This window comes from Cyclobacterium sp. L-R (assembly GCF_056859355.1).
In genome coordinates, this window is sequence record NZ_JBSXOH010000046.1 from 1 (window position 1) to 2,503 (window position 2,503).

The window sequence follows — 2,503 nt, forward strand, 5'->3', positions numbered from 1 at the left end:
CAGGGCGTTAATGGGAAAGGACTGCCCCTACAGTATCCAAAACAACCACAAGTCAGTGGTTAGGGAGATCAAAACTGGGGTTTCTGGCACCAAACACCCCAAACTCTCCCAAATAACGAAACATAAATGCCCATAGACAGGCCCCCGGTTTTCCCGAAGAAAACGGGACAGGCTATCCAACTAAGTTTTAACCGCAATCTAAGGAACTCCATCTTAGATAGTTATTTTTTTTGGCTAGATTGCGTTTAAAACTCTTTACGTTAGGCACAAGGCAGAAAACGAATACGCAAAAAGTATTCAATAATCAGTAATTTGAATACATTCACACTTTATAGATGCTCTAATTTTGCTTCAGAATTAATTGTAAATCTTTAAAAAAAGAAAAAATGAGCAAAACAATTTTAATAACAGGAGCATCATCAGGAATTGGAAAAGCAACAGCCAAAAAATTTCAAGCAAAAGGATGGAATGTAATTGCAACAATGCGTAATCCTGAAAAAGAGAATGAGCTAACCTCTCTAGAAAATGTTTTCATTACCAAACTAGATGTTCAAGATTTAACTAGTATCACAAGTGCCATTGAAGAAGGAATTGATAAGTTTGGAAAAATCGATGTCGTCCTTAACAATGCTGGGTACGGTATATTGGGTACTTTTGAATCTGTAGCTAGAGAAAATGTTTCGAGACAGTTTGATGTCAATGTCTTGGGTCTTTTTGATGTAACAAGAGCCGTATTGCCGCATTTTAGAGCAAATAAAAGCGGAATGTTCATCAATATATCATCGGTTGGTGGTAAAACAACCTTTCCAATGATGCAACTTTACCATGCCACAAAATTTGCGGTGGAAGGTTTTTCAGAATCTTTACAATACGAATTAGAACCTATTGGCGCAAAAATAAAAATAGTGGAACCAGGTAGCATAAAAACAGATTTTTCAGGTCGTTCGATGGATTTTCAACACAATGATGAATTAACAGAATACAAAGAATTTGCATCAGGGGTTATGAATATTTTTGAACAATTAATGAGTTCTGAAAAAAGGAACAGTCCAAACTTGGTAGCAGATGTGATTTATAATGCCGCAACCGACGGAACCAATACGCTTAGATATGTAGCGGGTCCAGATGCTGAACATTTATTAAAGGCCAGAAAAACGATGAATGATGCTGAGTTCCTTAGTATGATGAAAACTAACCTAAACATTAAATAAGAAATAGAAAAGCATACTTTAGGGATGAAAGTGTGCTTTTCTGTACAAAACTTAGCACATTGAAAGATTTTATAAAAATAGAAACCATATCGGAATTTCATCAGGTTTTAGGTTTAGCAAAGCCAAAACATCCACTCATATCTGTATTACGATTAGGTTATGCTCGAAAAAAATTAGAAGTTGATAACCTAAAGTATTTACTAGGCTTGTACAAGATCAGTTTAAAGGATAATTGTCCTTATAGCATTGTCAATTACGGTAGAAATTCATATGACTTTCAAGAGGGTACAATGATTTTTACAGCACCAAACCAAGTGATGGAATATAAAAAAGCTGAAACAGCCGAAACTGACAAAGGCTGGATTTTAGCTTTTCATCCGGATTTGATTCGGAAAGCAACATTGGGTCAACGCATAGAAGATTATTCATTCTTTTCCTATGATTCAAACGAAGCCTTACATCTATCCGAAGAGGAAAGAAAAACGGTCACAGATACCATTGAGAAAATCGAGAAAGAAATCAGCAACAATATTGACGCACACAGTCAAACTTTGATTATTTCAAATATGGAATTGTTATTGAATTACTGTATTCGTTTTTATGATCGACAATTTTATACTAGAACCAATCTAAATCAAGACATTGCCAGTCAATTCGAGCAACTATTAAAAGACTATTACAAGCAAGAAAAGCAGTTGGAGTTGGGAATCCCCACCGTTCAATATTGCGGAGACGCACTTAATATGTCGCCTAAATATTTAAGCGATTTACTACGAAAAGAAACCGGACGAAGCACACAAGACCATATTCATCTATACATCATTGAAAAAGCAAAAAACAGACTCCTAAATTCCAACGAAAGTGCAAGCGAAATAGCTTATGCTCTGGGGTTTGAGTATCCACAATATTTTAGTAAAATCTTTAAAAAGAAGACAGCGATGAGCCCAAGCGAATTTAGGAGAAATCTGAATTAAGGAAGCCCAGTGCCTAACACAAGCTATACGTCCATGCTCCTAACGTCGCACGGCGCATAGCCAAACCGTTGAACAAAACCTCCTGCGTCGGTAGTTTTTTACTTTTCTTATATTAATGATCTTATTTTCAGGTATATAGATTATTTTTATTCCATGTTTAACCTTTAAACTTTACTAATCATGGAAAAAAAAGCCTACGTCAGCAGATGTATCAGGAGATGCAGATCAGAAACTACTCTCCCAGAAGTATCGAAAATTACATTTCCCAAGTATCACTAGTTTCCGGCCATTTTGAAAAAAGTCCCGACCAGATCAGCC

The 2,503-nt window shown here is 36.0% G+C and carries 2 protein-coding genes; both read left to right on the top strand.

What is annotated here, in order from left to right; translation table 11 throughout:
• The first annotated feature begins 386 nt into the window (after positions 1-386).
• Positions 387-1,211 (top strand): SDR family oxidoreductase, encoded by an 825-nt coding sequence (locus AC13EX_RS04730; RefSeq protein WP_482891758.1) that lies wholly within the window; start codon positions 387-389, stop codon positions 1,209-1,211.
• A 59-nt stretch (positions 1,212-1,270) separates the two neighbouring features.
• Complete coding sequence (locus AC13EX_RS04735) at positions 1,271-2,185, top strand: helix-turn-helix domain-containing protein (protein ID WP_375583477.1); 915 nt, start codon at positions 1,271-1,273, stop codon at positions 2,183-2,185.
• Positions 2,186-2,503: the final 318 nt, after the last annotated feature.